The organism is Gilliamella sp. A7 (assembly GCF_002142015.1).
In the GTDB taxonomy this organism is placed as follows: Bacteria; Pseudomonadota; Gammaproteobacteria; order Enterobacterales; family Orbaceae; genus Gilliamella; species Gilliamella apis_A.
In genome coordinates, this window is record NZ_NASN01000004.1 from 40,510 (window position 1) to 60,412 (window position 19,903).

Consider the following 19,903-nt stretch of genomic DNA (forward strand, 5'->3'; position numbering starts at 1 on the left):
TAGACTCCTCAATTATTTTTACAAAATACTCACTCATCAATTTTAAAATTACTAATAGATTGAATAAAACGTTATTGCTTAATGTTATTGTATGAAAACTGTTATCATTCCAGCTTGACACTACTTTAAAATCGGTAGACGATATAATAATTCCATTTTGCTAATTTGATATGATGACTATGATTGATGCGCATTTGTTTTATTCTATCTCTCCGCTTGATTTTAGTGATGACCAAATAACTGTCCCCTATCTAAAACAACAACTAAATGCGTTTCAACAATGGTCAGTGACTCAGTTTAAAAATAACGCTGATATTGATGACTTAGTTCATCTGCGCAGTCAGTTTATTGATCAGCTACTTCAACGATTATGGCATTATTATCAAATCCCCGAACAAGTTTCATCGCTGTTTAAACAAAATCGCATTGCTCTGATTGCAGTTGGTGGTTATGGTCGAACCGAACTTCATCCATTATCCGATATTGATATTTTGATACTAAGTGATAACTCACTAACCAAAGAACTGGAAAAACAAATTGGTGATTTAGTCCGTCTACTTTGGGATCTGCATTTTGATATTGGCCACAGCGTTAGAACGTTAAAAACCTGCTTGCAAGAAGCTAAAAATGATATCACTATCATGACAAACTTAATTGAATCAAGATTAATTGCCGGAAGTGAGTCATTACTTAATAAGCTCCGTAGTGAAATTTTTAGCGATAAAATCTGGCCTTCTCCAGCTTTTTATCAAGCCAAAATGCAGGAGCAACAAGAAAGACACCAACAATATCACAGCACTACCTATAATTTAGAGCCAGATCTAAAAAATAGTCCGGGTGGTTTACGTGATATGCAAATCATCCAATGGGTTGCAATCCGACATTTTGGCGGAGAGTTTTTAAAAAAAATTGCCCAGTTTGACTATTTAACGCCAGAAGAAGTGGCCGAATTTAAGACTTGCCGCAAATTTTTATGGCGCATGCGCTTTGCGCTTCACTGCGTGATCAACCGCTATGACAATCGTTTATTATTCGATCGTCAACTAAGTATCGCTAAAATGTTGGGCTATAGTGGTGAAGGCAATACACCGGTTGAAAATATGATGCATGATTATTATCGTGTTGCGCATAATATTACCGAACTCAACCAAATGCTTTTACAACTATTTGATGAGTCATTATTAAAACGTTACTCATCACAAAAGACCTATGATATTGATCAACATTTTCAAGTCAGAGGCAACCTAATTGATGTTAAACATAACAGCGTGTTTAATGATAATCCGCTGATGATCCTTAATCTGTTTTATACAATTTTGCTTAATCCGCAAGTTACAGGACTATATTCGAATACGATCAGGCAACTTCGTTCTGCAAGGCGAAAACTCACTTATTTACTTAGTGAAATACCAGAAGCAAGAACATTGTTTATGAAAATCATCAAACATCCAGATGCAATTAAAAAAGCCATTTTGCCAATGCATCGATATGGTATTTTGGCGGTGTATATACCTGGTTGGCAACAAATCTCAGGCATGATGCAATTTGATCTGTTTCATGCTTATACGGTCGACGAACATACTATTCGCTTATTGCTAGAACTCGACCGTTTAAAAACCGAAGTGGGTAAAGAAAAACATCCTAATAGTTCAACAGTATTTGCCAAACTATCTAAACCTGAATTACTGGTAATAACGGGATTATTCCATGATATTGGCAAAGGTCGAGATGGTGATCACTCGGAAATAGGCGCTAAATTAGTCGAATCTTTCTGTCAATTACATGAACTCGATGCGAAAGATACCGATTTGATTGTTTGGTTAGTTCGTTATCATTTATTGATGTCGGTAACTGCGCAAAGTCGAGATCTCCAAGATCCCGATGTTATTCGCGAATTTATTCAATTAGTAAAAAGCAAACGCCGTTTACAATATTTACTCTGTTTAACGGTTGCCGATGTTTGTGCCACCAATGAAACCTTATGGAATAGTTGGAAGCAGAGCCTAATGCGTGAGCTCTACTTAACCGCTAAACGATCATTTGATTCGGGCATTCATCAAATACCAGAACAACGAAGTGTTGCTCGTCAACATAAACAGCAAGCACTAACTCAATTACTGGCACAAGATTACGACGAGCAAATGATAAAAAACCTTTGGCAAGATTATCGTGTCGATTACTTTTTGCGCTATAGCGCTGAACAGATCGTTTGGCACGCTCAACTATTATTAAATCATGATTTGAGTCAAACATTAGTTTCGATTAATCCCAATCCATATCATGGTGGCAGCGAAATCATCATCTACTCATCTGACAGGCCTTTTTTATTTGCTGCAGCATGTAATGCATTAAGTATGTTAAATTTGAGTATTCATGATGCTTTGATTATTACTAATAAAAATGGATTTGCATTAGATACCTTTATTGTGCTTGAACCTAATGGGCAAATTGTGCCAGAAAATCGACATCAAGATATTATCCACGCGCTGCATAAAGTACTACATCAATCTATCTACAAAGGCGTGACAATAAAACCCACTAAACAACGACTACGTTCGTTTTCTGTACCAACACAAGTCAACTTTATTTCGTCATTTAACGAAAACCAAACTTATATGGAACTCATTGCCCTTGATAAACCAGGTTTACTTGCTTGCGTTGGCGAAGTGTTTGCAAAATTAGACTTATCGCTAAGCAGTGCTAAAATAGCCACAATTGGTGAACATATTGAAGATCTGTTTATTTTAACCGATAAACACAATAAAGCCCTTGATGATAACACCTGTCAAAAACTAACCGAGTCGATAGTTAAGGCTATTGATTCAATAAATTAATCAACCAAAAAGTTAAAGTTAAAATTATGCAATTTTTCCTTATTTTGTTTCCTATTTTTTGTATTTTTATTGTTGGATTTATTGGTCAAAAGATTCTTAATTTTGATGTTGCTAATCTTTCAAAAATGTCGCTATATGTGTTATCGCCCTTTTTAGCATTTAAAACATTTTATACTCATACCTTAACCAGCGATTATTTAATCTATATTGCTTATCTCATTGGACTCTGTTTTTCTTTAGTAGTTATTGTCAGCGTCTGGTCAATGATAATGAAGTATTCGGTCAAACAACGCTGTGCAATGATTTTAAGTTCGTGTTTTATGAATAATGGTAATTATGGTACACCTGTATTATTGGTTTTTTTTGGCACGATCGGTTTTGATCTAGGTGTCATAATGATGGTGTTACAACAATTTGTTATGAGCACTGTTGGCATCTATTATGCAGCCAAAGGTAGCACACATAGTGATATTGTCAGTCAAAAAGATGTCATTAACAAAGTAATTAGAATGCCGGTTGCCTATGGTGCCTTTGCGGGTATTCTTTTCCAACTGTGTCAAATACCATTATCAAAATCGATTATGACTTCGATTAGTATGATCGGTGATTCTTCCATTGTGATAATTATGATTATTTTGGGCATGCAATTGGCCAAAATCAAAATTAAACAACTTGATTATCCAAAACTTTCTTTTGCTTTAGTAACCAGGATGGTTATATCACCGCTGGTCGCTTTTGTAATGGTCTATTTTATGCCTATTACCCCAATGGCAAAACAGATTCTTATTGTTCTAGCGGCAATGCCAAGTGCTGCCAATACTACACTAATGTCAGTTCAATTTGATACTAACCCAGCACTGGTATCAAGTGCTACTTTAGTCAGTACTTTATTGAGTTTAATTACACTACCAATCGTTCTCTCTTTAGTCGGTGCACCAATTCCCTTTTAAATAGACGCGATGCATCATAGATACTTTAAAATCTGCTAGCTAAATCCTGATTAAACGTCAGGATTTAGTTTTGATAAAACTTAATCGTTACTCAGCCACTCTTGCTCAAATTGATTAACAAATTCAACTAAAATTTTATGGCGTTGCTCGGCGATCTGTTTAGCTGTGTCGGTATTCATCATATCTTTGAGTAAAAATAATTTTTCATAGAAGTGATTAATTACTGTGTTTGGCTGTTTGTAATTGTCTTCATTAAGTTTTGTTCGTGGTGGAATGTTTGGATCGTGCATAATATTATGCTTATTACCACCATAATAAAAAGTACGGCCAATACCTATTGCGCCAATAGCATCAAGACGGTCAGCATCTTGAACTATTTGTCCTTCCAAAGATAACTCGTTTTTTTGCAAAAGATTTTTCCGATAAGACATATTTTCGATAATTGCAAAAATAGCATTAATCTCGTTAGTGGTTACCTTTAATAATTGCAGATAATCACGCAATTCAATTATTGCTTTATCAACATCCTCAACCACTTTCTCATCAATGACATCATGTAAGTAAGCGCTCATCAATACAATAAATGCATTTGCTTGTAGCTGATCATTAAGGATTTTTTCGGCTAATTTTACAACTCGTTCAATATGCGCCATATCATGGCCGGAAAAATCATGTGAAAGCTTTTGTTGAACAAATAGTTTAATCGAATTAAGAATTAGTTGTTGTTGAGCAGTTATTAGGTTGGTCATTTTATTAGGCTTAATTAAAAATGGTAATGATAGATTATATTTTATCGAGATATTATGTATATTACCGCAGTTAAAATCTAATCGCTATTGATGGTTTTAATTAGCACTTTATCAGCTAGACATTTATTCTTGCATAAAACCACCAAAATCAATTTAAAATGAGTTAAAAATCACATTTAATATCATTATTGATGATTATTCTGACAAATTTAACAAAAAACCCCCTTGTATTTAATATTTTTTTATATTTTTTTTAATTTCTTTCGATTGTTTTCACTATTTTCGAAGGGTAGAATGCTCTAATCACAATTTATTATCAATGCAAATAACTGGAGTTGATTAAGTGAAAATATCAGCACGCAAAGTTTTGCCTTGGCAACTTATAGAGTGTTTCTCTCGATATCGTCAATTTATCGCTCTACTATTTGGACTCACTATTTTTTGTATCGCACTGGTTGTGTGTTGGCATTTATTACAATCAATTAATCTTAGCGATTTACAATCAGCTCTGCATAAACTGCCTTACCATGCAATTTTACTAGCATGTCTATCGGCGATAGCAAGTTATATTATGTTGATGGGTTATGAGTGGTCAGCTGCACGATATGCAGGCGTTGATTTAAAACTATCGACCATAGCTACTGGTGCAATTTGTGCTTCCGCCATTGGTAATGCAGTCGGGTTATCCGCCCTATCCGGCGGTGCAATTCGTTGTCGGCTCTATTTTAAATATGGATTAACCACCATAGATGTTGCTCGCATGTCAATTTTTGTTAGCCTTTCGTTAGGCCTTACATTACCCTTAATCGCCACAATTTCTGCATTAATACATATACAAAATACCATGCTAGCGCTACATATCTCGGCAATCACTATCGAATTAATCGCTAGTGTAGTATTGATCATTTATGCTGGTGTATTGTTATTTTTACATACGCACCGATTAGCAGAAAAACCCAATAAAGATACTTGGCTATATCAAATTTTCCATTGGCAGATCCGTTTACCTAACTGGCAATTAGCCGGTGGACAATTTTTAATTACCTTAATCGATGCCATTTTAGCCGGTGCTATTCTCTATTTTTTACTCTCGAATCAACCAAACTTTATTACCTTTATCATGATTTATATCTTGGCATTAGTAGCTGGGGTACTTAGTCATGTCCCTGGTGGAGTTGGCATATTTGAAGCGGTTATATTAGCGGCATTTTCATCACAAATTGATACTGCATCATTAACGGTTGCTTTAGTCATTTACCGTTTAATTTATATCATATTACCATTGATTCCTGCTGGAATTTTACTGCTAATTAACGAAGGAAAACACTTGTTAACCGCGCCACAAGTTAAGGAAACCGATACCGGTATTGCGGCAACGATTATGGCCACCACGGTATTTTTTGCCGGAGCAGTCATGATGTTTTCAAGTGTTACACCTGGCTTTAATCATGATTTTGTCAGCACTTTTTTTCCGAAAAAAATTGTCAATTTTGCTCATTTAACCGCAAGTTTAATCGGAGTTTTATGCCTACTAATGGCGGTAGGATTACGTCGCAGACTTTATTCGGCATGGGGAGTATCGGTTATTTTGTTGATATTAGGCAGTATCTGCTCGTTGCTAAGAGGTTTACACTGGATCGAAGCAGCGACATTATTAGTAATAGCCATACTATTAATCAATTTTAGACATGCTTTTTATCGTAAAAGCCGATTAAGTATTTTACCTTTCTCACTAAAATCCTTTGTAGTCAGTTTTGGTTTAATTGCCTTATTTGTTTGGCTAATCTTATTTATTTATCAAGATATTCCTTATAGCCATGATTTATGGTGGCAATTTGAGTTAGATAGCCGAGTTCCCCGAGCATTACGCGCAGCATTAGGTAGTTTTATCTTATTGAGTAGCGTAATGTTATTTTGGTCATTTAAACCAGCATTACCTATCTTAACGATTCCGACTGAAGAGGAATTAAGTGAAGCCTATCAAATCATGCTTAACTCAAAACAACCTGAAGGCGGATTAGCGATGAGTGGTGATAAGTCACTGCTCTTCAATCAATCACATACTGCTTTCATTATGTATGCAAGACGAGGAAGAAGCATGGTTGCACTATATGATCCTATTAGCAATGATAGCGCTGCTCGGGCTGATTTAATCTGGGCATTTAGAGATCTTTGTGATCAACACCATTTACGTCCGGTTTTTTACCAAGTTAAAGCAAACAATTTACCATTCTATATGGATATCGGTCTTCGTATTGTCAAACTTGGCGAAGAAGCCTTAGTTAATTTAAAAGAGTTTGATTTAACCTCTAAGGGATATAAAGATCTTCGATATACTTGGAATCGAGGGCAACGAGATGGGCTTAGTTTAAGATTTTATCCACCTTGTACTGCACCAATTGATGAATTGAAAGCAGTTTCTGATGCATGGTTAAAAAACAAACATACCAAAGAGAAAAAATTCTCATTAGGGGCTTTTTCTAAATCCTATTTAGATAATTTCACGATTGCCGCGGTTGAGTACCAAGGTCGCATTATTGCTTTTGTGAATTTATTAGAAACCAAGCAAAACTATAGTGCTAGTATTGATCTAATGCGAGTTTTACAAGATATTCCAAAATCGACCATGGAGTTTTTAATGGTTGGATTAATTTTACATTATCAAGAAAAAGGTTATCAGTATTTTAGTTTGGGAATGGTACCACTTGCCGGCATGCAAAGAAGACGTGGTGCACCAATGATCCAACGCTTAGGTGCATTAGTCTTTCGCCGAGGTGGCCGATTTTATAACTTCCAAGGCCTACGTCGGTTTAAAGAAAAATTTGCAACGCATTGGCAACCTCGTTATATGGCGGTTCCTGCCGGACTTGACCCCTTAGTTGCTTTAATTGATACCACCATGTTAATTTCAGGTGGCAAAACAACATTAACTAACCAGAAGAACTAATCAAATGAAAAAAATCATACTTTATGTTTTATTATTCATTATTTTAGTATTCATTACATTTTGTATTGTTATAGGTTGGTACAATTATAAAAACCAACGAACTGCTTCGGTTAATACTGTTACAATTAATCAAAACTTTACTATTTTATCGGCTAGCCCAAAACAGTCAGCCGAAGCTTCAGCAATAATTGTTGCGACACAAGATAATCACTTTACCGCTAATCAATTATTAACCTTATCTGAATCAATGGGTGCTAAATTGGTGCAATTTGAATTACAACCACAAGGAAGTTGTGCCGAACAACAAACACGTTTTGAACAAGCGCAGAAGATCTTAAATGAGGATAAATTTATTGTTGCAGGCATGCAAGAAGGTGCGGCTTTCGCTTATCGTTGGTTAAGCAAACAACAAGATGATGATGCTAAAGCTTTATCCATTGAGTTTACTTTAGATCATAAAGATTGTAACGCACCTTTACCAGCACAGGCCAGCCATGGAACATGGCAGGTTATTTGGAACAATCCACCTGATGAACAAGTTGCTATTTTCCCTCGCCAACAAAAACAGATTAAAGTAACCACCTCAATTGGTGAGTATCAAGCGTCACCAACGGAACTATTAAGTTTACATTTATCCTCTATTTTATTTGGTGAACATGAACCATTACCTGTGATTGAATTGCCAGCTAAAGGTAATCCACAACATCGGAATAGTGTTACCTTTTATTATTCAGGTGATGGTGGTTGGCGAGATTTAGACAAAGTTTCAGCAGAATATATGGCTGCACATGGTTACTCGGTGGTTGGTGTCGATGCATTAAAACTTTTTTGGCAACATCGCTCGGTTGAACGTAGTGCTAAAGATCTGACTTATTTAATGCAGGAATACCGTGATAAATGGGGGGTGAATAAATTTGTACTAGCGGGTTATTCTTTTGGGGGTGACATCTTACCAGCACTATATAATCGCTTATCCAAAGCAGATCAACAAAGCGTTCAAGCATTGATTATGATTGCTTTTTCTAAAGATGCTAATTTTGAAATAGAAGTCAGTGGTTGGCTGGGACAATCTGGCGATGAAATGAAAACAGCGCCAGAGGTTGCGCAGATTCCAGAAAAGAAATTATTCTGTATCTATGGCGCAGAAGAGAGAGACGATAGCGGTTGCCTACAACCGGAGATGAAAGGCGAAGCATTTCAACTACCGGGTGGCCATCATTTTGATGAAAATTATCAGCACTTAGGACAAATTATTATGCAAGCTATCGACAACCGTATGCAATAAATGTGGCAGTTTAGGTAATATTTTTATATATCAAAGCATTAATAAAAATTATAAAATATTAATGCTTTTTAAATTTGATTTTCCCTTCTGATAAAAATACGCCACCAAGTGTAAATAAGGTACCTATTGCCGCAATCCAAGTAAAAGGTTCATCTAAAATTAACACTGCATTAATAATTGTCAAAATTGGTACTAAATAGATATAGATGCTAATTTTGACCGCACCCACTAATTTTACCGCATAATTCCAAGAGGCAAAGCAGATAGCTGAAGCTCCGACACCTAAAAACAAGATATTTATTAAGTTTATTGGTTGCTCAAATCGCGAAAAATTCCATTCAAAATCAAATAAATATAGTGCGGGTAACATAAACATTAGACCATAAAAAAAGAATCTTCGCGTCAGCAAAATAATATTGTAACCATAGTTACTACTTTTTTTAGTTAAAATTGAATAACATGCCCAAAATAGGCAAGCAAACACCGCCAGTAAATCACCAAGCGGATTAACCGATAATACAAACTGACCATTGAAACTAATTAAGGCTATACCTATCATGCCGAATAGACAGCCAATATAAAACACTTTCGCTGGTTTTTCGGCCTTAAGAAAAAAGATGGCCAATATAGCAGTAAAGACTGGAGCTAGTGTGGTGATCACACCAACATTTGATGCGGTGGTATAGGTTAAAGCAATATTTTCACAGAGGAAATAACAAGTGACACCACAAAATCCAGCGCCAAGGAACATCAACTCTTGTTTAATTCCTTGCCAGGCGAAAAAGCGAGGTGCTAATAACCAAAGCGCGGCATAACCTAAGGTAAATCGAAAAAAGAGAATTTCAATCGGTTTAAAATCTGTCAGTAAAACTTTGGTGGCAATATAAGTGATTCCCCAAATAAACACTGTCATCAATGCGATTAGGTGGCCTTTTGTCCTTGATGAAAATAACATAAAAATTCTCTCTGCTCACTTATTAGTAATTAAGCACCATCCATTACCTTATTATTTAGTTACCAGACTAAATCCAAATAAATTGAGAATAGATAAAAGGCTTGATAATAATAAAATTAACACTATTTATTAGAATAATGAAAATCGCTAGATATTAACTTGCTGTTAATAATTGTTCAATATATTTTCATATATCGATTATTTATGTAGATGATATAATTCTATAGCAGGATTAGTTAGCACTAATTAAAATTGTAGGCAAAAAAAATCCACTCAAAAATGAGTGGAGGGCAAAAAATGAATTAACGTAATCTGAATATATAGACAGACTAAATCACAAAAAGTTCCAACTAATTTCAAAAAAATTTAATATATTTCTAAAAAATATTCTATTATATTGATTTATATTAATAATTATTTTAAAAAATATTTAAAAAAATATAAATATTTCTCATTTTTCAGCACATAAAAACTAATTTGGTTAAAACTTAATTCCATTGCAAATTTAAATAATCTAACGCTATACTGCGGTAAAAATAGTCTATATAGCTATATAGGAGTATTTATGAAAAAGAATGTTGTTTTATTTAGTAAAATTCCAGCTGATCAACAAGAAAGACTAGCGCAAGCTTTCAATCTAACACTATTTCAAGGTGCTCCTAAAACCGATATTAGTGGATTTATCCAAACATTAGCCAATGCTGACGGTATGATTGGATCTAATATTCCAACTCGAGTTGATGATAATTTTTTGCAACACACCCCTAAATTAAAAGCTGCGGCGACAATTTCAGTCGGTTTTGATAATTATGATTTACTTGCTTTGAAAAAACACGGCGTCCGATTAATGAATACTCCGAAAGTTCTTACTGAAAGTACCGCTGATCTCATTTTTACCCTACTCATGGCTACCGCTCGTCGAACCGTTGAATTATCTAATCTTATTCATAATGGTGGCTGGAATAAAAGCATCACACCAGAGTATTTTGGTACCGATATTTATGGTAAAACCATCGGTATTTTAGGCATGGGCCGTATTGGTCAAGCCATAGCGAAACGAGCACATTGTGGTTTTGATATGAACATCATATATTATAATCGTTCAGCCAATGCCCATGTTGAACAAGCCTATCATGCTAAACGTCTTGAACTAGATGATGTCCTAAAACAAGCTGACTTTGTTGTTATCATTTTACCGCTAACCGATCAAACCAAACGGCTTATTACTAAACAAAAATTAGCGTTAATGAAATCATCAGCAATCCTTATCAATGGTGCTCGAGGCCCGATAATTGATGAACAAGCACTTTATGAAGCATTAAAAAATAAAACAATTAAGGCTGCTGGCTTAGATGTTTTTGAAGTTGAACCATTAGCCAAAGATTCGCCATTATTAAAACTTGATAATGTTTTATTATCACCACATGTAGGTTCAGCAACCACTGAAACTCGATATGCTATGGTCAAATGCGCTGTTGATAACATTATTGCTGCGTTAAAACCAGAACAACCAACTGAAAATTGGGTAAATCCTGAAGTCGGGTAACTTGTATTACTGCTTGAATTCACCTATAATGCCCCAATATTGTCTATAAACACCAATCACAATTGGGGCTGATTCTGGATTCGACGGGATTTGCGAAACCCAAGGTGCATGCCGAGGTGCGGTAGGCCTCGTAAATAAACCGCAAAAAAATAGTCGCAAACGACGAAAACTACGCACTAGCAGCTTAATAACCTGTATAGAGCCTTCTCTCCCTAGCCTCCGCTCGTAGGACGGGGATCAAGAGGAGTCAAACCTAAACGAGATCGTGTGGAAGCCTTGCTTGGGGCAGAAGCATTAAATTTAATCAAGCTAGTTTATCAGTGGCGTGTTTGTCCGCAGCGGGTAAGCGAAATTTAAAGACAAACTACGCATGTAGTACCAAGGATGTAGAGATTTCGGACGCGGGTTCAACTCCCGCCAGCTCCACCAATTCACTATTCAGTAACATTCTTTTAAATCCTTTAAAACACATCAAAATCAATAAACTATAGAAATAAAAAGCATAACTCTATGTTAACTGAATTAAGCACACAGTCAATTATATGATTTTTTTAACCTTTTTTCAGAGCGAAATCCAGTACATGGAAAATTAAATATTCTGAGTTTCTTGAGTCCATAAAAAGAGAACTCAATTTTGAGCTTTGTGATTTTATTGATAAAAATAGAAATGACCACATGCTATGCATGTTCAAGAATAAGATAACAAGATCCCCATTGTAGCTATCGATTATTTAACTTACAAGTTAATATTATTTTCTCTTGCAAGTTTACTTAGCATATTACCAAAAGCTAATAGTTCTTCTCTTGTCCAACCAGTTAAAGTCAGAATTTCTTTTTTTTTACAAAAAATTAGAACTGCTGAATCTAATTCTCTGATCAAATTAAATTCTTTTTCCGTTATTTCTATTAATAAAGAATCCTCATTTTCTCTACAATTTTCATCTTATTATATTTCTACTATTAATGCCCTTTTATGGTGTTAAATTTTAAAAAACGGTTTTGCATGTCCATAAAAAAGGAAAAAGGAATTCTAATAACTAGGTTTTGTCAGTCCATAAAAAGAAAAATAAAAAAACAAATACCACTTTTTGGTGGTATTAAACTAGTAAATTATTTCTTGTTTGGTTTGTTTAATTTTTCGCGACAAGCAGCAATAACCCAAGCAGAAAAGTTAGTATTCTCCTTTTTGGATTGCTCGTCTATTTTTTCTATTAGTTCGTGTGGAAAGCGGATATCTTTACGTTTTGACTTACTAGTTTCATTTGCCATATTGGATATTCATAAGTTATTAGTACGGACAATATACACTAAAGTAAAGAATAAAAATAGTGTTGACATGTACGGACAAAATAAAATATATTGTACGGACACATTAAATTTTAACATTTTAATAAAAACAATAGCCCAAAGAGTTCGCACCTCAATGAGCTATCTAACCACAAACATTAAACGGAGTAATGCTATGGCTAATAGTAATGATACCCTATACCCTAAAAATGGGCAATATGACCTACCTAACCTTTTATCTGTCTTGAATTTATATCAGGCTGATATCCAACCACATAACTTATTACACGCAAAAGCACACTTAGAGGAACTCAGACAATCAATTCTATGGGGAATCGGTGCTATTGGTAATTTGTTATTTTGGGCTTCTGAATGTGAAGAATATGAGGAACAACAATTTAAAGACGATATACGCGATATTGGTTACTTGTTTGCACAATTAAAAAACGTTGCTTGCTTTGCTTCAAATCAGATTAATTTACTCGACGATAAACTTAATGATTAAGGAAGTTAAAAATAATGAGTAATAACCAAAAAATAACCGCAATTCACTATGTCATCGTTGATTCAATTATGGCGATAGTAGCAAGTTTGTTTTTAATTGAGCAGATTAACAAAAATGATAGTCAAGTATTTGTTCATAAAGGCACTAAGATTGATATTAATAAAGATTTAATAGTCTTAGGTTTAAATATCAACCTTAAGCAATGCTTGATTGAGGATTTTGGTGAAAGTGAGGGATTAAATCGCACTTATGGAATGTTGAAAGACATGTACACAAAAAGCGCAGATAAACCTATTTCATTAACTCCGCTCGGGCAAAAATTACTTTCAACATTGTTTATTGGTTTAACTAAAGATATCAAAACTGAATATAACGCGACAATCAATTAAGGGGGCGGTAATGAAAATAAACGAAATTACCACCCAAGCGGTGGGTAAATGGCAATCAATCTTTAGTTCATTAGGTGTTGAGGTGGGCAATGGCAGACATTGCCCCTGCCCCGTCTGCGGTGGTAAAGATAGATATAGATTTGATAATAAAAATGGTCGCGGTGCTTATTTCTGCAATCAATGCGGTAGCGGTGACGGCTTAGAACTTATTAAAAACTATTATCATTGTAATGATATGAAAGAGGCGAGCAGTAAAGTAGCCGAATGCTTAAATTTAACCGTTCAGGTGAGCCATTTAACCCGATGCGAATTAGCTCAGCGGTTGAATCGCTCAGGTTATCACTGCCTATAATGAGAACACCTCAGAAAGATATAATCTGCTTTAAAAATGGTGTTTATGAACTGAAGACACAAACTTTTAGACCTCACAATAAAAAAGATTGGTTATTGGTAAGTAATGATATTGATTATTACCCTGCCAAAGAAAATGAATCCTTCGAAACTCACGCGCCGAACTTTGCTAAATGGTTAAAGAGAGCATCAGGACGGCTGTAAAACAAGCTGAACAGAGAATATCAAAAAACATAATGAGCCATTCTGGTGACATATGGAATGGAATGCAATGCCTAACTCAATAAATGTTCAGTCTAAATTGTAATTGATATTATCATCTATTTTTCATACCATTTACCAACAAAGGAGAAAGTATGAAAAAGATATTATTAAGCTTGGTCTGTTTATTATTATTTGGTTGTAGTGATGATAATGATGGGAAAGTGACTAATGAGTTTTTGGTTGGAAAGTGGCAATGTAAATTACAGACCTTCTCAGCGCGAGATCATAATGGAAAACTCTCTGATTATGGAGAAAGCGAGGATATTTTATATGTAAAGGAATATAAAATAGACGAAGGTAAACTATACTCAAAAAAAGATAGTTCTAAAGATTGGGTAGAAATGGATATAGTTAATAGATATAAGGGTAAAACTGATGTTATTCATGACGATGGATTTCGCTCAGCAAAAATTACAACATTAATGACTAAAAAAACTGATAATCAATACTTCCTTAATGAAGAACTTTTTTTAATGGAAAAAAATGTTGATAACAAAAATGAATGTGTCTATAAAATAAAAGTAAAAGGTTTATGTACAAGAATAAAATAATTATCTATCGACTATAAAATCAATTCAACACCTCTAACGAGGTTTTTTATTGCCCCTAATCTTTAAATAACATACTATTTACTCAAAAAGGAGATGGTATGAAAAGGATTGCATTACTAGGTTTAGCTTGCTTTGTGTTGCTTAGTTGTGATGATGATAGCAGCGGTAAAGTTACTAATGAGTTTTTGGTTGGTAATTGGAACTGCGTTGATAAGTTATATGAAAGTGGATATGATACTAAACTTAAAGAATACCGTGATTACTATGAATCATATAGCGGACAAACAACCTTCTCATATAAAATTGTTAATGGAATTTTATTATCGAAAAATGGGGATAAAGAAGCAGTAGAGATTAATTTGGATAGATTTTATAAAAATTTAAAAATGGAAGTTAATAGTTTAGGTTTCGAATACGTCAGTAATACAAATTTATTGAAAAATTCAAATAATAAATATACTTTTGAAAGGGAAATGTATATCGCTAGTCAAAATGATAGTATAGGGATAACTAAATCTAGAATGAAAATACTGAAAGTTTGCACAAGAGTAAAATAATTTTTATTAAATTTATTTAATCCCTGAATTCAAACCCTCTAATGAGGGCTTTTTATTGCTCTGAATTTTTAGATAACATATCTATTGCTAAAAATTAAAAGAAATTGATGTTATACATAATATTAATTTTCAAAAATATTATTAGTTATAAAGTAGATAACCACAATGGTTAAACCCTAATATTTCATTTCCACTAAATAATGGTAAGATTCAAAAACAATCCTATTCCATTTTGTTGTGGCACTTATTTTTTCTAAAACACATTCATCTGCTCGCCATACAAAACGATTTCCAGAATAAGTTTCAATGACATTAACATGATTCCAATATAATTGGGATAATAAACTTTCAAACTCTTCTAACCAATCATCCGGCATAACATACATTTCATCATATTCAGCAGCAAAATGAATAATATGCGAATATTTACAAAGCGCTCTATTGTCAAAAGGTAACATTGCAAACATATCCCGACAAATATAAGAACCATATTGAGAAAGTCGTTGTAAGACTGCCTTATTAAAATTACTTAAAGCTTTGTCATCAGCGGCGGATGAGGAGATATACCCATATATGATTGTCATTCTATTTAATCTTTTTAGTTATAGTTTAATGTTTAATTGATAGTAATAAAGCGATATGAATAAATTCTACCATATCTAATTGATGTTTCTAGACTTTTAACTTTTTTAATAAAAAACTAATCCTTTATTTTTATAAAATAAAGAAATATTGGCTTTTTATTTATTATGACTACTTTGTAAAATATGAAGAACCTAATTATTATGCTAAAAAAATATAGTGAAAAAATATTATGAAATTAAATTTTTAGCTAAGCATGGATAGCTATATTTAAATTAAAACGTTCTTTATATAGTATTAAACTGCATAAATAAATACCTATGACAAAATACTCACCGAATACGGCTGGTTCCATTTTTTATTGAACAATTTTTGTAAGCAAGCATATAAAACGAAAGACTGAAAAATTTTTTTAAAATCGATTCGTTATTTAATTCTAATATCCCATTTTTAGATCTCTATCCTTCATCTATAATACTTTGATTTAAAAACAGCTTAATTTTATCTTCTATTTGGCTTTCAACTGTTTTAAGTCGTAATATAGGCACGCCAGCTTTATCAAGAATGGAATTCTTTAGCTGATCTCGTTTCTTTTGCTCTGGCTTATTATGATCACCGCCATCAACTTCAATCACAGCTATAGGGTGTTTACCCGTTTTAAAATAAAGGACAAAGTCACAACAAGCTTTATTATGCATATATTCAAGTTCACGCTCTGTAAAGCTGTTGTTCGCTTTTGAAACCAGCTGTTCTAAAAGAACTTGTTGATGATATATCATGGTTTGATAAGTGTCTTCTTGCAGTATATCACGCAGTAATTGGGCAACGATCCGTTCTGATTTATATTTTGAATCATTTTTTCTTAACCGTGAGTTAAGTGCCTCTAACGACTTATCGTAATCTTGGTAAAGCAAATCAAAAGCCGAAATAACCGGACTTTGGTAAACATGTTCGTTATCTGCGTAGTATTTAATATATCGAATTAAGGCTGCAATACTTTGGTTATTTTTAGTAAAGACATCATTACCCGTGACCAACATAAACTTGTTTTTAGCACGTGAGACAGCTACATTAATTAGATGGGGATCATCAACAAAATTAAGGTTTTCTTTACTACTCTGTTTTTTATCCAATACAGTAGAAAAGATAATGTTATCACACTCTCTACCTTGAAATTTATGCGTAGTGGCTTTAACAATACCTATTGGTAAATGTTCTTGCGATAAATCAATTTGGTTATTGTAGGGAGCAATAAAACCTGTATTTTCTTCAGTAAAATCTTGCCAACCTATTTTATTGAGTGAGTCCAGTTCTCTCAAATTTGAAAAGTTTCTTGCGTGATTACCAGGTGCAGTAATAACTAATGTTAGCGCTTGTTCACCATTATCTTGCGTCATCGGAATAAGCTGATTATTGTAAAATTGTTTATTACAAAACTGAATGATTTTAGGATGACAGCGATAATGTTCTTTCAGTAATGTGATGGGAATTTTATCTTGAAATAAGCTAATAAAAGAGTCAAGTAAACTGTATTTTTCACAATCATAATATTCATTAGGTGGTGTGATTTCGAGTTTTATAGGTACATGAGGTAGTTGTTTACGATCACCGACAATAATTACATTTTTAGCACATCCTAGACCAAGAATACCGGGAATAATATCTTGTTGTGATGCTTCATCAATAATTAAGTAGTCAATTAGAACGCCTTGCCCCAAAGAGTTAATAATTGAATGAGTGCTACTGCCTATAATGGGAAATCGTTTAGTAAATTCAGTAAAACGTTGTTGGTAATCTTTGTCAGTAAAGATCGTTGTCCGGTCGATGGTTTTAGAGAGATGCGCTTTCAAATATCGCATTGAACTATTGGTTAAATCTGCTAATAAAGCGTTAAATTGGTTTGCCTCAAGCCGTTGTTGATACTGTCTAAGTAAGCTGTTTTTTTCATTTAATTGCAGTTCATAATAAGCTAACTGTAAAGCATAAAAAAGTGCTTTGCGTTTTTGCCAATCATTAATAAACGCTGTGCGGATTATCTTAAAATTAAGAAAGAGTTGAATTCGATCTTTGAATGAAATACGTCGTTGAGCTAAGTAGTGTAAATAAGCTAATAAATCTGTAGTGTTCTTCCTTGAAAGCTGATATCTACCGAATGGTTCTAAGTTAGTCGTTAAGTTTTCAATTTGCCACTGTTGTAAATAACGCTTTTCAATAGTCAATTCGTCAATCTGTGCTTTTAAAGAAGCAACTTGGTTCTGAGCTTGAAGATGGTCAATTAATGTATTAGTAATATCACTTATTCTTTGTAGGGTTATGGTTGGCTCTTGTTTTTCATGGTTCACCTCCAACTCACTATCAAAAAAGTTTTTTCTTTTATCACTACTGCCTAATTTGGCAACCAGATAATCAAGCTGATCTTTAGCTAATTTTTCATAAACATTTTCTACTGCAGAATTGTTATTAGATAAGATAGCCACAGTGTGATTATTTAAGAGAATATTAGCCACAATGTTTAAGATAGTTTGAGTTTTACCTGTACCAGGAGGACCTTCAATAATGCTAATTTGTGAGGCAAAGGCTTGTTTTACAGCAGTTAATTGGCTTTGATTAACACCAAAAGGATAAATAAAATGTTGAGGAAGTTGGCGTTTTTGATTTGTTACACTGCAATAAGCATGAAGCACCGTATCAGGATGAGGAGTGATTTTATCAAGTTGTCGTAACACATTTTCGGCAATACCTTTATTGTGCTCATCAGCATGTTCAATACGAGCTTGCGCTACTTGCGTAAAATATTGAAAAATATCTTCATTTTTCAGATTTGTCTCAGATACAATCTGAATATTGTCATTAAGCATAACGTAGGGCCGGCTATTATTAGGATAATAGACAACAGTATACTTTCGTGCATAGCTTTCAGCCCTTTCAATCAAATCTATTTTGGGTTTATCCTTAACAATAAGGAGATTTCCCTTTATTTTTTCAACTGGAATCACTTCGCATTGTGATAACGGCTGCGTATATTTTTTTCCAGAAGGAAAATAGCTAGTTAGTTTCAGTTCTTGATCTTTATTATCGTAGTAAAGTGACCAGTCACTGATTTGCTTAGTTTTATTATCACCATTCATATAGATAGAAATCATTGCCAGCAGTCCTTTTAATAGGAAATTTATTCCATAAACAAGAAAATCGTCTAACCTTTTTGCTTACGTTTAAACAATTGCAGTAAACCTCGCACAGTAACTTCTAGCTGGCTACCTTCTTGGTAATTAGCAGGAACAACATAATTTGCTCTTTCTTCAGCAATCAGTTTTTCAACTTTTCTTTGTGTAAGTTGATCATTCCATTTTTGCTCATCAAACACAGCTAAGGAAAAACCACCTTGGTATCTAACCATTTTCATTGATGGAATATCGGTATCACCATCACCCAAATAGATCATTCGTTGAAAAGGAATATCTCGTTCATCTAGCTCAATAAATTTATTAACATCGGCATTGTTCCACGAATTTTTAATTCCTTTGTTTATGCGGAATAAAAATTGGGTTTTGGTTGTATAATTTATCGCTTGAGCAGGCCAAATAGCTTGTTTCCCTTTTTGGCAATAATGATATTTACATGCATAAATTTGGCTAAATTGATGACCAATGTCTGTGCCACGAATCATAGCATCTAAACCACTTGAAATAATGTAATGTTGTAGTTCTATCTCATTAACTTCCGCATATTCATTAATACGCTCAAACCAAGTATCAACACCGGGGAAGAGAGGAATAGACTTTCCATGTTTTTTTAAATTGTCTTCACTTAATTCATCAGAACCAAGTTGATTGGCTGTTTCGGCTAAGAGTCCAAGATAAGATAGTATTTCGTCACCATCGTCTTGTTTAGCACGTTCTTTCACTTTATTCCAAAAGCTCGTTATGTCAGTAATTCCTAATGCTGGCATCAGTCCATGTTGGGCACAATCACCTTCTGCTAGCGTTCCATCGAAATCATAAATTAATGCACACTTAATCATTTATTTATCCTCATATAATGCTTTAAATTAAATAAGCACGATATATTGTTTCTATAATGTGACACTTTATTATCAATCTTATGCTCTAAACTCTTGCCACTAAAAAACTTGCTTTACAAATTATGGTTTA

17 protein-coding genes and 1 other RNA gene are annotated in these 19,903 nt (G+C 33.9%); 12 read left to right on the forward strand and 6 right to left on the reverse strand.

Translation table 11 applies throughout. From position 1 onward, the window contains the following. The first annotated feature begins 170 nt into the window (after positions 1-170). Together glnD and B6D18_RS02160 are read left to right on the forward strand one after the other, a co-directional pair. The gene (glnD, locus tag B6D18_RS02155) at positions 171-2,834 is read left to right on the forward strand and encodes a bifunctional uridylyltransferase/uridylyl-removing protein GlnD (protein WP_086362930.1); all 2,664 of its coding nucleotides are present in this window, start codon (positions 171-173) and stop codon (positions 2,832-2,834) included. A gap of 26 nt (positions 2,835-2,860) precedes the next feature. After that, positions 2,861-3,784 carry an AEC family transporter gene (locus B6D18_RS02160; protein WP_086362931.1) on the forward strand — a complete coding sequence of 308 codons (924 nt, stop codon included), beginning with the start codon at positions 2,861-2,863 and terminating at the stop codon, positions 3,782-3,784. An 80-nt stretch (positions 3,785-3,864) separates the two neighbouring features. Here B6D18_RS02160 and B6D18_RS02165 read toward each other — a convergent pair whose 3' ends face one another. Continuing rightward, positions 3,865-4,533 (reverse strand): HD domain-containing protein, encoded by a 669-nt coding sequence (locus tag B6D18_RS02165; protein ID WP_086362932.1) that lies wholly within the window; start codon positions 4,531-4,533, stop codon positions 3,865-3,867. A 343-nt stretch (positions 4,534-4,876) separates the two neighbouring features. Between B6D18_RS02165 and mprF the strand changes: the two genes are divergently transcribed. Then, positions 4,877-7,480, forward strand: a complete 2,604-nt coding sequence (gene mprF, locus B6D18_RS02170) for a bifunctional lysylphosphatidylglycerol flippase/synthetase MprF (protein ID WP_216818808.1) — start codon at positions 4,877-4,879, stop codon at positions 7,478-7,480. 4 nt (positions 7,481-7,484) lie between these two features. Further along, the gene (locus B6D18_RS02175) at positions 7,485-8,765 is read left to right on the forward strand and encodes a virulence factor family protein (RefSeq protein WP_086362933.1); all 1,281 of its coding nucleotides are present in this window, start codon (positions 7,485-7,487) and stop codon (positions 8,763-8,765) included. Between the two features lie 58 nt (positions 8,766-8,823). On the opposite strand, the gene B6D18_RS02180 is transcribed toward B6D18_RS02175, so the two are convergent. Continuing rightward, a complete protein-coding gene (locus tag B6D18_RS02180) occupies positions 8,824-9,720 on the reverse strand; it encodes a DMT family transporter (RefSeq protein ID WP_086362934.1) in 897 nt (298 codons plus the stop codon). 565 nt (positions 9,721-10,285) lie between these two features. On the opposite strand from B6D18_RS02180, the gene B6D18_RS02185 reads away from it, so the two are divergent. Together B6D18_RS02185 and ssrA are read left to right on the forward strand one after the other, a co-directional pair. Continuing rightward, positions 10,286-11,266 (forward strand): D-glycerate dehydrogenase, encoded by a 981-nt coding sequence (locus tag B6D18_RS02185; protein WP_086362935.1) that lies wholly within the window; start codon positions 10,286-10,288, stop codon positions 11,264-11,266. A 64-nt stretch (positions 11,267-11,330) separates the two neighbouring features. Continuing rightward, positions 11,331-11,695, forward strand: a transfer-messenger RNA (tmRNA) gene (ssrA, locus tag B6D18_RS02190). 681 nt (positions 11,696-12,376) lie between these two features. Here ssrA and B6D18_RS12465 read toward each other — a convergent pair. Continuing rightward, a complete protein-coding gene (locus tag B6D18_RS12465; RefSeq protein ID WP_108720850.1) occupies positions 12,377-12,535 on the reverse strand; it encodes a YlcI/YnfO family protein in 159 nt (52 codons plus the stop codon). A gap of 193 nt (positions 12,536-12,728) precedes the next feature. Here B6D18_RS12465 and B6D18_RS02195 point away from each other — a divergent pair, with 193 nt between their 5' ends. From B6D18_RS02195 to B6D18_RS02220, 6 genes are all read left to right on the forward strand, one after another. After that, entirely contained in the window at positions 12,729-13,058 is a 330-nt protein-coding gene (locus tag B6D18_RS02195; protein ID WP_086362936.1) for a hypothetical protein, read from the forward strand. Positions 13,059-13,072: 14 nt separating this feature from the next. Next, positions 13,073-13,447 carry a hypothetical protein gene (locus tag B6D18_RS02200; protein ID WP_086362937.1) on the forward strand — a complete coding sequence of 125 codons (375 nt, stop codon included), beginning with the start codon at positions 13,073-13,075 and terminating at the stop codon, positions 13,445-13,447. 10 nt (positions 13,448-13,457) lie between these two features. After that, entirely contained in the window at positions 13,458-13,799 is a 342-nt protein-coding gene (locus tag B6D18_RS02205; protein WP_086362938.1) for a primase-helicase zinc-binding domain-containing protein, read from the forward strand. Then, positions 13,799-14,002, forward strand: coding sequence for a hypothetical protein (locus B6D18_RS02210; RefSeq protein WP_158092506.1), 204 nt, complete (start codon positions 13,799-13,801; stop codon positions 14,000-14,002). The genes B6D18_RS02205 and B6D18_RS02210 overlap by 1 nt, the downstream gene beginning before the upstream one ends. Before the next feature lie 152 nt (positions 14,003-14,154). Further along, the gene (locus B6D18_RS02215) at positions 14,155-14,613 is read left to right on the forward strand and encodes a hypothetical protein (RefSeq protein WP_086362940.1); all 459 of its coding nucleotides are present in this window, start codon (positions 14,155-14,157) and stop codon (positions 14,611-14,613) included. 98 nt (positions 14,614-14,711) lie between these two features. Next, positions 14,712-15,170: a hypothetical protein gene (locus tag B6D18_RS02220; RefSeq protein ID WP_086362941.1), complete on the forward strand. Its 459-nt coding sequence runs from the start codon at positions 14,712-14,714 to the stop codon at positions 15,168-15,170. A gap of 176 nt (positions 15,171-15,346) precedes the next feature. Here the strand turns inward: B6D18_RS02220 and B6D18_RS02225 are convergent, their stop codons facing one another. The 3 genes from B6D18_RS02225 to B6D18_RS02235 form a co-directional block, all read right to left on the reverse strand. Continuing rightward, positions 15,347-15,754, reverse strand: coding sequence for a hypothetical protein (locus B6D18_RS02225; protein WP_086362942.1), 408 nt, complete (start codon positions 15,752-15,754; stop codon positions 15,347-15,349). A gap of 456 nt (positions 15,755-16,210) precedes the next feature. Further along, complete coding sequence (locus tag B6D18_RS02230; RefSeq protein ID WP_086362943.1) at positions 16,211-18,895, reverse strand: AAA domain-containing protein; 2,685 nt, start codon at positions 18,893-18,895, stop codon at positions 16,211-16,213. A 50-nt stretch (positions 18,896-18,945) separates the two neighbouring features. Further along, positions 18,946-19,770: a haloacid dehalogenase-like hydrolase gene (locus tag B6D18_RS02235; RefSeq protein ID WP_173795299.1), complete on the reverse strand. Its 825-nt coding sequence runs from the start codon at positions 19,768-19,770 to the stop codon at positions 18,946-18,948. Positions 19,771-19,903: the final 133 nt, after the last annotated feature.

What these genes read in the sequence shown, in the direction of transcription:
- B6D18_RS02225 (WP_086362942.1), bottom strand. Translation starts at nt 15,754, where the DNA reads ATGACAATCATATATGGGTATATCTCCTCATCCGCCGCTGATGACAAA.
- B6D18_RS02175 (WP_086362933.1), top strand. Translation starts at nt 7,485, where the DNA reads ATGAAAAAAATCATACTTTATGTTTTATTATTCATTATTTTAGTATTC.
- B6D18_RS02185 (WP_086362935.1), top strand. Translation starts at nt 10,286, where the DNA reads ATGAAAAAGAATGTTGTTTTATTTAGTAAAATTCCAGCTGATCAACAA.
- B6D18_RS02195 (WP_086362936.1), top strand. Translation starts at nt 12,729, where the DNA reads ATGGCTAATAGTAATGATACCCTATACCCTAAAAATGGGCAATATGAC.
- B6D18_RS02160 (WP_086362931.1), top strand. Translation starts at nt 2,861, where the DNA reads ATGCAATTTTTCCTTATTTTGTTTCCTATTTTTTGTATTTTTATTGTT.
- B6D18_RS02200 (WP_086362937.1), top strand. Translation starts at nt 13,073, where the DNA reads ATGAGTAATAACCAAAAAATAACCGCAATTCACTATGTCATCGTTGAT.
- B6D18_RS02210 (WP_158092506.1), top strand. Translation starts at nt 13,799, where the DNA reads ATGAGAACACCTCAGAAAGATATAATCTGCTTTAAAAATGGTGTTTAT.
- B6D18_RS02180 (WP_086362934.1), bottom strand. Translation starts at nt 9,720, where the DNA reads ATGTTATTTTCATCAAGGACAAAAGGCCACCTAATCGCATTGATGACA.
- B6D18_RS02215 (WP_086362940.1), top strand. Translation starts at nt 14,155, where the DNA reads ATGAAAAAGATATTATTAAGCTTGGTCTGTTTATTATTATTTGGTTGT.
- B6D18_RS02220 (WP_086362941.1), top strand. Translation starts at nt 14,712, where the DNA reads ATGAAAAGGATTGCATTACTAGGTTTAGCTTGCTTTGTGTTGCTTAGT.
- B6D18_RS12465 (WP_108720850.1), bottom strand. Translation starts at nt 12,535, where the DNA reads ATGGCAAATGAAACTAGTAAGTCAAAACGTAAAGATATCCGCTTTCCA.
- B6D18_RS02205 (WP_086362938.1), top strand. Translation starts at nt 13,458, where the DNA reads ATGAAAATAAACGAAATTACCACCCAAGCGGTGGGTAAATGGCAATCA.
- glnD (WP_086362930.1), top strand. Translation starts at nt 171, where the DNA reads ATGATGACTATGATTGATGCGCATTTGTTTTATTCTATCTCTCCGCTT.
- B6D18_RS02165 (WP_086362932.1), bottom strand. Translation starts at nt 4,533, where the DNA reads ATGACCAACCTAATAACTGCTCAACAACAACTAATTCTTAATTCGATT.
- B6D18_RS02230 (WP_086362943.1), bottom strand. Translation starts at nt 18,895, where the DNA reads ATGATTTCTATCTATATGAATGGTGATAATAAAACTAAGCAAATCAGT.